This window comes from Bacillus sp. 17RED48, assembly GCF_019837545.1.
Lineage (GTDB): Bacteria > Bacillota > Bacilli > Bacillales > Bacillaceae_G > Bacillus_A > Bacillus_A wiedmannii.
Genome location: NZ_JADAXG010000002.1, coordinates 734,991 through 747,978 on the forward strand (window position 1 = coordinate 734,991; position 12,988 = coordinate 747,978).

Sequence of the window (12,988 nt, forward strand, 5' to 3'; positions counted from 1 at the left end):
CTTCACAATTCTTCTTCATATTTTTTAAAGAAATCAGTCGTTTGCCTAACCATTTTATATTTCACATCTTGCAGATGGAATAAGACAGAAGTATCGCATTGATTGAATTGCCTCATTTTCTCATATTTACGTAACAACTGTTTTCTTCCTCTTTTTTCTTGTGTTGATACGAAAACTTTAACAGGTACACAAGACGGAAGAAGCGTAAATGATTTCTTATTTATTTTAGATTCTAATTCTTCTTCTTTGGAATCATACGCCAAACTTAACTCCTTCACTAATCTTTTGTAAAAAAACTTATGCTCTTTTTCAAACTCCACATATTCTGGTAAATCTAAACAAGGATTTAACATAATGACAGAGCGTATACATTCAGGGTATTTGTTCATCATTTCAAGTGCTACAAGTGCACCCATACCATCTGCCATAATGTGCATTTTCGCATTTAATGTCTCTTTTCTCAAAACAACGTCATATAAGCGTTTTGCTAGACGAATAGATTGGTCGTTTCCCCAATGTCTTCCATATAAATTAGAGGAAAAGACCGTATAGCCTTCCGCAATAAGGCCATGTAAAAAATAAGACCTTCCTGCATGCTGTGTCCATAAACTTGTACCATTCTCAATAAAGTAGTTGTAATCACCGAGAAGCATAACAGAAAACCCATTTGGCTTCTCCGGTAAATAAATGACACATGGTTCTTTTTCTAAATAAAAAAAACGTTCCGTAATACTCATTTTTCCCCCGCCTTATTTTCTAAACGTATAAAAGTACTCTTCTATAATGTATGAACGGAATGCAAATTTGCGTTGAAAAATCTACAAATATTTTTCTATATTCTTTTTTCAATTGTGTTACAATAAGGACAGATTGAACGAATAGAGGTGTAAAATATGCGTTTCATTTGGGCATTAATTTGGTCGTTCGCGCTTGTACATATGATGAGCTACGTAATCGGCTCTATGACTGGCGGTACATACGATTTTAACCAAGCGTCTATTTTCTCAGTTGTTCTTGCGGTATTAGTACTAGCAATTTCAGCTACAATTCCAAACGAGCCAGTAGAACAACACTAAAAAAAGAGTCCGGATTTTATCCGAACTCTTTTTTATTTTACTTTACATGAACGACTAATTCGTTATTTTCTACATCAACAACTACGTGACTGTTATCAGTAATCGTTCCTGCAATTAATTCTCGTGCTAATTTCGTCTCAACTTGACGCTGTACATATCGTTTTAATGGACGAGCTCCGTACATCGGATCAAAGCCAGCTTCTACAACAAACTCTCTCGCTGCGTCTGTTAATTCTACCGTAATATGACGGTCAGCTAAACGACCTTGTAATTCTTTTACAATTTTATCAACAATACCTTTAATTTCATTCGTTGTAAGAGGTTTGAATAAAATAATTTCATCGACACGGTTTAAAAACTCTGGTCGGAAATGTCCTCTTAATTGCCCCATTACAAGTTCTCTTGATTCCTCTTTAATGGAGCCATCTGCTTCTAATCCATCTAACAAATGAGCAGATCCTATATTTGAAGTCATAATAATAACCGTGTTTTTAAAGTCTACTGTACGTCCTTGAGAATCTGTAATGCGTCCATCATCTAACATTTGTAATAAAATGTTGAATACTTCTGGATGTGCTTTTTCGATTTCATCTAACAAAATAACTGAATACGGTTTACGTCTTACCGCTTCTGTTAATTGACCGCCCTCTTCATATCCAACATATCCAGGAGGCGCACCAATTAAGCGTGACACAGCGTGTTTCTCCATATACTCAGACATGTCGATACGAATCATTTGCTCTTCACTGTCAAATAACGTTTGTGCTAATGTTTTTGCAAGCTCAGTTTTACCAACACCTGTCGGTCCTAAGAAAATAAATGAACCAATTGGACGATTCGGATCTTTAATACCAGCGCGCGCACGAAGAACTGCGTCTGATACAAGGCTTACCGCTTCTTCTTGACCGATAACACGCTCTGATAAAATTTGCTCTAAGCGTAGTAATTTCTCGCGTTCCCCTTCAACGAGTTTTGCGACAGGAATACCAGTCCATCGTGAAACAATATCCGCAATCTCTTCTTCACTTACTTCCTCACGTAATAAACGATTTTCCTGTTTATTATGTGCGCCCATTTCTTCTACTTCTTTTAATTCTTTTTCGATAGCTGGAATTTTCCCGTGACGAAGTTCTGCTGCTTTATTTAAATCGTAATTTCCTTCTGCTTCTTCTAACTCACGGCGCAGACGCTCCAAATGTTCACGTAAGTCACGCACTTTATGAATGTCTTCTTTTTCTTTCTCCCATTTCGCTCTCATACCACTTGCAACTTCTTTTAAATCCGATAATTCACGTTGCAACGTTTTCAGGCGTTCTTGGCTACCAAAGTCCTTCTCTTTTCCAAGAGCCGCTTCTTCAATTTCTAGCTGCATAATACGACGCGTTACTTCATCTAATTCTGTTGGCATAGAATCAATTTCTGTTCGAATCGTTGCGCACGCTTCGTCAACAAGATCGATCGCTTTATCTGGTAAGAAACGATCCGAAATATATCGATCTGATAAAACGGATGCTGCTACAATCGCGCGGTCATGAATATTTACACCGTGATAAATTTCAAAACGCTCTTTTAAACCACGTAAAATCGAAATTGTATCTTCAACAGTTGGTTCTTCTGCTAATACTTGTTGGAAACGTCTTTCTAGCGCTGGATCTTTCTCAATATATTTACGATACTCATCTAACGTTGTCGCCCCGATACAATGCAGTTCACCACGCGCAAGCATCGGTTTTAACATATTTCCTGCGTCCATCGCACCTTCTGTTTTACCAGCGCCGACGATTGTGTGAAGTTCATCAATGAATAATAAAATGCGTCCTTCGCTCTTTTTAATCTCATTTAATACAGCTTGCAGACGCTCTTCAAACTCACCACGGAATTTCGCTCCAGCTACAAGCGCACTCATATCTAATGCGAAGATTGTTCTATCTTTTAATCCTTCTGGTACATCCTTCTTCACAATACGCTGTGCTAATCCTTCAACGATTGCTGTTTTACCAACACCGGGTTCACCAATTAAAACCGGGTTGTTTTTCGTTTTACGTGAAAGAATGCGGATTACACGTCGAATCTCACTATCTCGACCGATAACAGGATCAATTTTCCCTGCTCTCACTTCCGCCACTAAATCACGACCATATTTTTCTAACGCTTCATAAGTTGCTTCTGGATTTTGACTAGTCACTCTTTGATTCCCCCGAACTGTCATTAAAGACTGTAATAAGTTATCTTTCGTAATATGAAATCTTGTAAGTAATTGATTTATATCGCCTTTTTCTTCAGAAAAAGCAAGCAGTACATGTTCAACTGAAATGTAGTCATCCTGCAATTTCTCTGCTTCTTTTCCTGCTCTTACAAGTAGTTGTTGCAGAGCACCTGTTATATATAATTTCCCTGCTTCTGCACCGCTTCCCGTTACAGAAGGTTTTTTCTTAATTAAACTTTCAGCGCCTTGCTTTAACGCTTCTATATCGACATTCATTTTTTGAAAAATACGTACTGCTAACCCATCTTGCTCTTCTAATAATGTAAACAAGAGATGAACAGTATCTACTTCTTGATGATGATGAGATACCGCTAAAGATTGAGCACTCATAATCGCCTCTTGTGTTTTTGTTGTCATTTGATTTAAGTCCATCTTTACAGTCCTCCAAATGTTTGACTTTCTTTGACCTTTGATTTGATTATACGCCAACTGACTTTTTTATACAATAATTTTGCTTATGTATTTTCAAACTTATTATTGGAAAAAGAAAAAAGGAACATTCATTATACAGTTGAAAAATATACGGTAAATGAAATTATAATTTGTAACGACAAAAAAGCCGCAATAATGATTGCGGCTTCTGTTACGGTTTTCTTTTATATGTCCACTGACGGTTATGATTCGCGTTATCTGGAAACTTTTCACCAGCAGTTAATTTCACCATTTGCGGATCTTTTACCATACTTCCTGTTTCACCAATTTCTACGTAAATACCATCGTTTGGCGCTTTTTGTCCAGAACGAAACCTGCGATTTTGTCCCATTTCCATTCTCCTTCCATGACGTCTTTGCCTCATTAGTATATCCATTTTAAAAGAAAGCTTTTCTGTCATGTTTAGGAAACAAGTACTACATTTCGTTCTTGTACATATACATGAATGACACAAGCTTAGGAAGGGATTTCTTTCCTATTTGTAGAAAAAAAGAAACCAACCTACTATAGGCCAGCTTCAAAGGAGAGTCAAACATATACGAGAAGATTACATGTTCATTATAAGCCTCATCATACGAGCAATGTAACCCTTTTCACAATTTGTACATAATGAAAGAAACATTGTTTGAACTTTCTAAAAAGATGTTGACTTTCCCTAATTTCCAGCGAGAAATAGTAGACACCGTAGCACTTTGCGACGTAAGATGGATATATAGTGAACTTTCCATCTTTGGTGTTCTCACCCAGTTTAACCTCTTATTTCTGCATATTAAAAACGGAAATACAGATAGAAACAAAAAAATTATTATAAGAGGTGAAATTATGAATAAACAGCATTTAATCGCATTAGACTTAGACGGCACTTTATTGACAGACAACAAAATAATTTCCACTCGAACGAAACATACAATTGCAAAAGCAAAGGAACAAGGACATATTGTCGTTATTTCAACAGGGCGTCCATTCCGTGCTAGTTTTGATTACTATAAAGAACTTGGTCTGAATACACCAATCGTAAACTTTAACGGCGCTTACGTACATCATCCTCTTGATTCAAAGTGGGGAACACATCACTCTCCCCTTGAGCTAGCAACAGCCCAAGAAATTGTCCGAGCTTGCTTTGATTTTGGCGTGAAAAATATATACGCTGAAGTAATGGATGATGTGTATGTTCGTGAAATTGATGAAGATAAAAAACATATTTTCGAATTCGGTTCTCCAAAGATTTTTACAGGAGACTTATTAAATACTTTAAACGATCATCCAACTTGCTTATTAATTGACGCACATGATGAGCATTCTAGTGCAATTCGTCAACATTTAACTGATATGCACGCTGAAGTAATCGACCATAGAAAATGGGGCGCACCTTGGCCAATTATTGAAATTGTGAAAAGCGGGTTAAATAAAGCTGTCGGATTACAAAAAATTTCTAGTCATTACAACATTCCACAAGAACGAATTATCGCTTTCGGTGATGAAGATAACGATTTTGAAATGATTGAATTTGCTGGTCATGGCATCGCAATGGGTAATGCAATTCCTGAATTAAAATCACTCGCAAATCATACGACATTAACGAATGAAGAAGATGGTATTGCGCTATATTTAGAAGAGGTTCTTGGATTATAATCTAAAAATTCCCTGCTTATAGTTTCTCGCCAAACGCTCATACTATTATTAGACGCAAAAGTCAGCGCGTCGATTGTTTTCAGCTAAATAAAGGGGGTTTTTCGAATGGGTAAAAAGAACAAATCAAAACGTTTTATCCAACAAGGAGCCGATGCTGTTATGAAGCATGATGCAAGATTCCCGTACAGAGGTACATTAGCTGAGGCAGAAAAAGCGAGAAGTAACTCTTCTTTTGGAGGGGTTTAAATGGGGAACTTACTATTCCAACAAGCTAGAGATGCCGTTGCAAATGCCGTATCTTGTTCAAGCGGTACTGAGCAACAAGATCTCGTATATAGGGCAAAAAATGCTTTGCACTCTGCTTATGCAAACTCTTCAACAGCTGAAAAAGTTCAGCTACGCGAAATGCAAGAGCAGTTGCAAAACATTACGAATTTACATTAAAAAAGAGGACCAGCTTTGGTCCTCTTTAATCTTTTCGAAATAATCCAAACACCCCGACCGTTTGCAGTACGTTTGTAAATGCACCTGGGTCCACTTGTTTAATAACCCTCTCTAATTCATACAGTTCATAACGAGTAATAACAATCATTAACATTTCCTTATTTTCATTTGTATAAGCACCTGTTGCTGGGATAGTTGTAATCCCCCTCACTAAGCGTGAATGAATCGCCTTTCGTACATCTGTCCCATTCTTCGTAACGATTAATGCTGTAATCTTCACATGCCGCGTATGAATCGCATCGATAATTCGAGTTGAAACATACAAAGTCACCAAAGTATATAATGCTTTTTCCCATCCATACACATAGCCAGCGGCGATAATGATCAGTGCATTAAAGAAGAAAAAGTACGTACCGACAGGCTTGTCTTTAATCTTTGATAAAATCATGGCGATAATATCTAAACCACCTGTAGAAGCCCCCCACTTCAACGCAATTCCTACTCCAATCGCTGAAATAATCCCGCCAAAAATCGCATTCAATATGATATCGTTCGAAACCGCCCTAACCGGGATAATTTCTAGAAACAAAGTCATAAATATAACGCAAAGAAAACTAAAGAAAGTAAAGGCCTTTCCAACCTTTTTCCACGCTAAAATAACGACGGGAATATTAAACAAACTAAACAACACCCCCGTTGATATGTGAATAGATAAAAAGTCACCTAATATTTGTGATAACAATTGAGATAATCCCGCAAAGCCACTCGCGTACACTTTCGCTGGCGTTAAAAATAAATTCATTCCAATCGCGTTTAACAAACCAGCGACGATTACAACGATTAACTTCTTTATAAGTTCGGTATAATTCAACTTCAAATCCATTTCTAATCCACCTTTATTATTCATGAATGCACTGCTATACATAGTCTTTACGAAAAAGGAAATGATAAACGTACAACGTTTAGAAATGGAGTTGATACATATGCCACATACGAGTGATAACGACAAAAAGGCACGCGATAATAACGCAAAGCGTACGCAAAAAAATGAGCAAGAACAAAAAAATATTCAGCAAGGGAAACGTGCCTATTCTAAAAAGACCGATCACCTTTGATTCCATCGTACATCAACAGTATTGTTGATGTACTTTTTTTTACATTTCACAGGAAAAAACATTAAAAATTCACTTCATGTTCACTTCTATATTCTACAATAGCGATAACATATTCGGATGAGGTGTTGGCATGAGAGGGAAACACATTTTCATTATTACTGCACTAATAAGTATATTAATGCTAGCTGCTTGCGGACAAAAAAATAGCTCAGCTACAGTCGCTACGGCAACAGACTCAACCATTACGAAGAGCGACTTCGAAAAACAGTTGAAAGATCGTTACGGAAAAGACATGCTATACGAAATGATGGCACAAGACGTTATCACGAAAAAATATAAAGTATCTGACGATGATGTAGATAAAGAAGTACAAAAAGCGAAAAATCAATACGGAGATCAATTCACAGCAGTACTAGAAAACAATCGTTTAAAAGATGAAGCTGATTTCAAAAATCAAATTAAGTTCAAACTTGCTATGAATGAAGCGATTAAGAAAAGTGTTACAGAAAAAGACGTGAAAGATCACTATAAACCAGAAATTAAAGCGAGTCACATTTTAGTAAGTGACGAAAATGAAGCGAAAGAAATAAAAAAAAAATTAGATGCTGGTGCTTCATTTGAAGAACTAGCAAAACAAGAATCGCAAGATCTACTATCAAAAGAAAAAGACGGAGACCTTGGATACTTCAATTCAGGCAGAATGGCGCCTGAATTTGAAACAGCGGCCTATAAACTAAAAGTCGGACAAATTAGCAATCCCGTTAAATCAACAAACGGTTATCATATTATTAAATTAACTGATAAAAAAGAGTTAAAGCCCTATGATGAAGTGAAAGACTCTATTCGTAAAAACTTAGAAGAAGAACGTATTGCCGATCCTACATTTAGTCACAAATTACTACAAAAAGAATTAAAAAAGGCAAATATTAAAATAAATGATAGTGACTTGAAAGATACGTTTACTCTTGCGCATGAGCAAGAGAATTAAAAAAGCACCGCCTTATTTTTACAGCAAAATAAGGCGGTGCTTTTTATTTAATTTACTTCTTAAAATACGTCCAACCTTCTTCTTGATAAATCTTTTCTTCTTTCATCAACTTACCAAGCGCGCGCTTAAATGCAGCTTTACTCATGTTGAAGCGTTCTTTAATGTCTTCTGGGTGGCTCTTATCCCAAAACGGCATTGCTCCGCCTCGTTCTTCCATATATGCATAAATTACAGCAGCATCATCTTCCATTCCTTCTTCTTTACGAGGAAGAAGTGAAATGTTAATTGTACCGTCATCTTTCACGTCAATAATACGGCCCGTTACACGTTCACCGATGCGGACTTGTTCTTTTCTTTCAGTATGGTGTAAGAAAGCACGGAAATGCTCATCAGTTAGTATGAATGAACCAACTTGAAGTGAACGATACACACGTCCATTTACGTTTTTATTACGCATAGATGGTGTCGCATCTACGATAATCTCTTGCATATCACTGTCTCTTGCCGGAAGAGCGATAAGTCGATCACGATTCGTTAATTTTAACGTGCAATATAATTCGTCTCCAACTTCAGGCCATACTGGCATATAAATTGGGAACTCGTCAGCTGGGATTAGTATATCTTTTGATACACCAATATCAACAAACACACCTAAACTAGGGATAACTTCTACAACTTTTACCCAGTTCCAATCAAAAGTTGTAATAAGTGGCTCCTTCATTGTTGCTGAAATACGATTTTGATGATCAAGGTATAAGAATACATCAATCGTATCGCCTTCTTCAATTTCCCCAACTAATTCGTTTTTATGTAGGAAAATTTCTTCTTCTTCATTCCCAACCATATATCCGATTTCCGTTTCGCGTAAAACAGTTACCTGTTCAATCGCTCCTAATTGTAAATACATATTTTTTAATTCCCTTCTATATATATAAAATTAACTTTTTATATTTTTATCATTCCAAACAAAAGTTAATTATAACACGATTTTTCCTTTATTTGTCCAACTGCCCAAAATTCACTATAATAAAATGAGGTTACATAAATATAAGTATGAAAACACTTAAGTCCAGACTCGTTTTCAGCTATACTTTAGTATGTACAGTACATAAAAAGATTAGAAATTTATTTGGAGGTGCTAACTATGGCAAAAGAGAGTTCTTTTGACATCGTTTCGAAAGTAGAATTACCTGAAGTAACAAACGTAATTAACATCGCATTAAAGGAAATCCAAAACCGATATGACTTTAAAGGAAGTAAAAGTGATATTAAATTAGAAAAAGAAGTACTAGTTTTAACTTCTGACGATGAGTTCAAATTAGACCAAGTAAAAGACGTTCTAATTGCTAAACTTGTAAAACGTAACGTTCCAATTAAAAACTTGGATTACGGAAAAGTTGAAGCAGCGACTGGTAACACTGTTCGCCAACGCGCAACACTTCAACAAGGTATCGATAAAGATAACGCGAAAAAAATTAACAACATCATTAAAGAAATGAAATTAAAAGTAAAAACACAAGTACAAGATGACCAAGTACGTGTTACAGCGAAAAGCCGTGATGACTTACAAGCAGTTATCGCAGCAGTTCGCAGCGCTGACTTACCGATTGACGTACAATTTATTAACTACCGCTAAAAAGAAAAACTCCTCTAATTAGAGGAGTTTTTCTTTTTGTCATATAGGAACAATATGACAAGGACAAGAGGGTATTTGCGGTGAAAATTACTGAGCGAACAGAGTCTATTCATACGAATACCTTACAGGTGACCGCGTAGTTAGACTAGGTCTCATTGTAGAATTTTTTTATACATGGAATTGAGCATGCCCTTTTAAAAATAAGGAAAAGACTTCTTAGGACGTTTCCCTTCAACTTGAATCACTTTCCTTATCAATTGAATCCCAAACCAAAGTCACCACAACTACCTCCATAAACCAAAATCTCTCTCCCTAATCAAGCGTAACAATTTATGAGTATAAGAATATTTTCCACCCTTCAATGTAATGTAAAATTAATAAGGGATCTTATTTTGTGAAAAAAAGTTAATTATAAAAGAGTTAGAAGTGGTTATTTGAAGAAATTAATAATATGTTTTTTATTGGCTATATTCTCTCTAAATATTAAAGGATGTTCTAATAATATGACTACACTAAAGGATAAATCTAATTGCATTCACAAAGCTTGGTACAAAAAACCTATGTTATGTAATAATTTAAAGAAGCACTAAATAGTTGATGATAAAGGTCATAAAAAAACACTTTAAGTTGCCTTCCTCTTACTTGAACCATCTTAATTGTAATATGGAAGGAAAAGAAGTATAAGGTGTTAATAAGGATGCAGATTTCAAAATAAAAAGTACGTTAAGTAAACTTTCATTCAAAAATTCATATTAAGTAATAATATTTTAGAATCAAGTTTATAAAAAATATTAAGAGGTTTATAAGTGTAAAACCTACGGGAACTTTTCCTGTGGGTTTTATTGTACTATAAGTATTTATTTAGCAATTATGTTTTTCGAAATATTCTTCTTTAATTATTTGTAATTTTTTTTCGTTTTTTGTTAATTCAAATATAAATAACGCTTTTTTCATGTTATTAGCAACTTTTTCTTTATTAGATTGTTTAAGCTTTAATAAATTCGAACCTTTTTCATAGTATAGTTCACCCAATAAGTATAAAGTATTTAGATTAATAGCTAATTTGATACCCTTATCAATGTATTTTTTTGCTTCTTCGTATTGATATGTGTAACTTAAACATTTTGCTAAATTATAAATGATTTTTAATTTAATTTCTTTATCTCTAGGAAAATCTAGCTTATTAAAATTATTTAAACATCTTTTTAATATATTAATACTCTCTTTATATTCTTTATTTTCTGCATGAAATATAGCCATTGTCTGCATAATATCTATTTCTCTCTCTGTTAAAAAATCAATATTCGTTACAGTTATTTTTAATGCATTATTTAAAAGAGTTAAAGCCGTTTTTATTGAGTTATTCACACGATATATAGCAATTGCTTCATGCCATATTAGAAATTGTTTATCTTCTTTTATTCGAAAATTATTTAAGTTTTTTTCTTTTGTTACTATTTCATAAAGCTCTTTATATTGATGTTGTCTTATGCAATCCTTCATTACGCATTTTACATTTTCTATATATTTAAATTTTTTGTTTTGAGTTAGTGCAAATATATTATTTGGATCAATACCAAGTCTTTCTGATAATTGATATAACAATATGCTAGATGGATAAATCACACCTTTTTCGATCTTGCTAATTTGACTTTGTGAACATATTCCATGACATAATTCGGATTGTGATATATTTTTTTTCATTCTAAGTTCTTTAATGGTAATACCCAAATCGTAAAATTCCATTTTTCCTCCTCAAATATAGCTCTCAATGAGTATCAGAATATTTTTCACCCTTTAATGTAATGTAAAATTAGTATAGTTGCAATTGTTGTTTGTTCTATAGGTCTTTTCACTTCTTTGCTCAGCTGCATTTCAAGGCGATAGCACTCCACACAAAAACAGGCTAGGGAGAAAGTTTTCTCCCTAGCCTGGGAATACCTCTCATTAGAGGCCTTTTCATACTCCTTAAAAGCAACGCCTTACCTTAAACTGAAGACGAGCTACTAAAGAACAACGCGACTCATTTCCGTCTCTTTTTAACCGCAAGTGAACTACCCACCACTTAATACCTCTTACGAGCTTACCCCGAGTGGGGGGGCTTCTCGGTTCATCGCTACTTTTGATAGCTAACGAATTTGTCCTAGGACAGCCGAGCTAACTCCCTTGTTCCAAAGGTTATTTTGTTACTATTTATGCCAACACTAATAAGCGAATGGCTTCCTTTTTGATATTGATTGCTGCATTATAATCACGGCCAATTGTGAGTCCACACAAACACGCATACATGCGTTCACATAATGGCATTTCTTTTTTATTTCCACAATTACTACACATCTTTGTAGAAGGAAACCATTTATCTATTTTTACAAGCTGTTTCCCTTGTTCTTGTAGCTTATATGCTAAAAATGTCGTGAACATCCTCCAACCGTTGTCCGCTACACTCTTACCAAATCTAAATGCTCGTGACATTCCTTTCATATGTAAGTCTTCGATTGCTACAACGTCAAAACTCGTAGCTAATTCTTTAGACTTATGATGAAGAAAATTTTTACGTTGATTGGCGACCTTTTCATGCAATTTCGCTACATGAATGCGTTGTTTCTTCCAGCGCTCTGAACCTTTCACACGTCTTGCTAATACTCGTTGTGCCTTCGCTAATTTCTCTAACATCTGACGATAAAAGCGAGGATAATTGGCTTTCTCATCTTCGCTACTCACATACAATTCAGCCATTGCGAAGTCTAATCCAACTACAGTTTGTACTTCTTTTTGTACAATCTCTTTTTCATATTCAGTCAAGATGGACACATAGTATTTACCAGTAGGTGTCATCGAAATCGTACACGATTTGATGATATGGTTTGGCGGGATTTCTCTATGTTGCTTCAGTTTCACCATTTTCAACTTTGGTAATTTGATATAACCATGAAATAACATAATATTTCCGTTTACTCGATTCGTTGTATAGGATTTTCTACTCTTTTTACTTTTGAATGTAGGAAAATCACTTTGACCACTAAAAAAATTCTTATACGCAGTTTGCAAGTTTAATTGCGCGTTGGCCAATGCCAATGAATCAACTTCTTTCAACCATTCATATTCTGTCTTATATTTTGCAGGAGTAGGGATTTTTTTTTCTTTAGTTCTTCCTTGTCCTCTTTATATTTTTCATATACTTCTATTCGTTCAGCCAGCATTTTGTTATACACAAAACGTACACACCCGAATGTTTTTCGTATGAGATGTGCTTGTTCTTCTGTTGGGTACAGACGAAATTTATACGCCTTATTCTGCTTTGGCATATCCATTCACCTCATTTTCCGCTTCATTTTCCATAAGCTATGACGGTGATCACACAACCTGAACACTACAAGATTATTATCTACTTTCATTGTT

At 35.1% G+C, this 12,988-nt stretch carries 13 protein-coding genes and 1 pseudogene; 7 read left to right on the forward strand and 7 right to left on the reverse strand.

Features of this window, described 5'->3' with window-relative positions; genetic code table 11:
• Positions 1–2: 2 nt before the first annotated feature.
• Entirely contained in the window at positions 3–737 is a 735-nt protein-coding gene (locus tag ILT06_RS10515; protein ID WP_064476820.1) for a lipase family protein, read from the reverse strand.
• A gap of 156 nt (positions 738–893) precedes the next feature.
• Between ILT06_RS10515 and ILT06_RS10520 the strand changes: the two genes are divergently transcribed.
• Positions 894–1,076, forward strand: a complete 183-nt coding sequence (locus tag ILT06_RS10520; RefSeq protein WP_001211113.1) for a YjzD family protein — start codon at positions 894–896, stop codon at positions 1,074–1,076.
• Between the two features lie 37 nt (positions 1,077–1,113).
• Here ILT06_RS10520 and clpB read toward each other — a convergent pair whose 3' ends face one another.
• Together clpB and ILT06_RS10530 are read right to left on the reverse strand one after the other, a co-directional pair.
• Positions 1,114–3,714 (reverse strand): ATP-dependent chaperone ClpB, encoded by a 2,601-nt coding sequence (clpB, locus tag ILT06_RS10525; protein ID WP_098103609.1) that lies wholly within the window; start codon positions 3,712–3,714, stop codon positions 1,114–1,116.
• Between the two features lie 211 nt (positions 3,715–3,925).
• Complete coding sequence (locus ILT06_RS10530; RefSeq protein ID WP_000531420.1) at positions 3,926–4,105, reverse strand: YjzC family protein; 180 nt, start codon at positions 4,103–4,105, stop codon at positions 3,926–3,928.
• Between the two features lie 491 nt (positions 4,106–4,596).
• Between ILT06_RS10530 and ILT06_RS10535 the strand changes: the two genes are divergently transcribed.
• From ILT06_RS10535 to ILT06_RS10545, 3 genes are all read left to right on the forward strand, one after another.
• Positions 4,597–5,406, forward strand: coding sequence for a Cof-type HAD-IIB family hydrolase (locus ILT06_RS10535; protein WP_071721617.1), 810 nt, complete (start codon positions 4,597–4,599; stop codon positions 5,404–5,406).
• Positions 5,407–5,511: 105 nt separating this feature from the next.
• The gene (locus ILT06_RS10540; RefSeq protein ID WP_000516816.1) at positions 5,512–5,652 is read left to right on the forward strand and encodes a hypothetical protein; all 141 of its coding nucleotides are present in this window, start codon (positions 5,512–5,514) and stop codon (positions 5,650–5,652) included.
• Positions 5,653–5,850: a DUF3813 domain-containing protein gene (locus tag ILT06_RS10545; protein ID WP_000527398.1), complete on the forward strand. Its 198-nt coding sequence runs from the start codon at positions 5,653–5,655 to the stop codon at positions 5,848–5,850.
• 25 nt (positions 5,851–5,875) lie between these two features.
• Here ILT06_RS10545 and ILT06_RS10550 read toward each other — a convergent pair whose 3' ends face one another.
• Positions 5,876–6,733 (reverse strand): YitT family protein, encoded by an 858-nt coding sequence (locus ILT06_RS10550; protein WP_064476823.1) that lies wholly within the window; start codon positions 6,731–6,733, stop codon positions 5,876–5,878.
• Between the two features lie 100 nt (positions 6,734–6,833).
• On the opposite strand from ILT06_RS10550, the gene ILT06_RS10555 reads away from it, so the two are divergent.
• The gene (locus ILT06_RS10555) at positions 6,834–6,965 is read left to right on the forward strand and encodes a DUF3941 domain-containing protein (protein ID WP_001120851.1); all 132 of its coding nucleotides are present in this window, start codon (positions 6,834–6,836) and stop codon (positions 6,963–6,965) included.
• A 130-nt stretch (positions 6,966–7,095) separates the two neighbouring features.
• On the forward strand, positions 7,096–7,953 hold the full coding sequence (gene prsA, locus ILT06_RS10560; RefSeq protein WP_064476824.1) for a peptidylprolyl isomerase PrsA: 858 nt from the start codon (positions 7,096–7,098) through the stop codon (positions 7,951–7,953).
• 52 nt (positions 7,954–8,005) lie between these two features.
• Here the strand turns inward: prsA and ILT06_RS10565 are convergent, their stop codons facing one another.
• On the reverse strand, positions 8,006–8,860 hold the full coding sequence (locus ILT06_RS10565; RefSeq protein WP_222655038.1) for a CvfB family protein: 855 nt from the start codon (positions 8,858–8,860) through the stop codon (positions 8,006–8,008).
• 237 nt (positions 8,861–9,097) lie between these two features.
• Here ILT06_RS10565 and ILT06_RS10570 point away from each other — a divergent pair, with 237 nt between their 5' ends.
• A complete protein-coding gene (locus ILT06_RS10570; protein ID WP_222655039.1) occupies positions 9,098–9,589 on the forward strand; it encodes a YajQ family cyclic di-GMP-binding protein in 492 nt (163 codons plus the stop codon).
• Between the two features lie 861 nt (positions 9,590–10,450).
• Here the strand turns inward: ILT06_RS10570 and ILT06_RS10575 are convergent.
• Together ILT06_RS10575 and ILT06_RS10580 are read right to left on the reverse strand one after the other, a co-directional pair.
• On the reverse strand, positions 10,451–11,335 hold the full coding sequence (locus ILT06_RS10575; RefSeq protein WP_088048320.1) for a helix-turn-helix domain-containing protein: 885 nt from the start codon (positions 11,333–11,335) through the stop codon (positions 10,451–10,453).
• 447 nt (positions 11,336–11,782) lie between these two features.
• Positions 11,783–12,894: pseudogene (locus tag ILT06_RS10580) on the reverse strand (RNA-guided endonuclease TnpB family protein).
• Positions 12,895–12,988 lie beyond the last annotated feature (94 nt).